Raw genomic sequence first — 236 nt, forward strand, 5'->3', positions numbered from 1 at the left:
GTCTGTGGCCAGTACCGCTGGTGCTGGAACGGGTAGGTGGGCAGTTCCAGAGCCCGCCGATTGGTGTTTGTGTCGAGCAGTGTCGGCCAGTCCACCGCCCCGCCGTGTACGTGAACACCAGCGAGCGCGGTCAGTAACGTCTGCGGCTCGTCGCGCTCAGCACGCAGCGCTGGCAGCCACACGCCTGTTTCGGGGGTTTCGGCGTCGGCCATCGAGGTCAGCGTGCCGTCCGGGCC

General features: G+C 67.8%; 1 protein-coding gene. It reads right to left on the reverse strand.

What is annotated here, in order from left to right; genetic code table 11:
* Positions 1 to 212, reverse strand: a 212-nt coding sequence (locus tag ACLQ22_RS32155) for a hypothetical protein (protein WP_425695630.1), incomplete at its 3' end; no start/stop codon positions are given.
* Between the last annotated feature and the right edge of the window lie 24 nt (positions 213 to 236).

The organism is Micromonospora sp. DT178, from assembly GCF_049841695.1.
Classification (GTDB): Bacteria; Actinomycetota; Actinomycetes; order Mycobacteriales; family Micromonosporaceae; genus Micromonospora.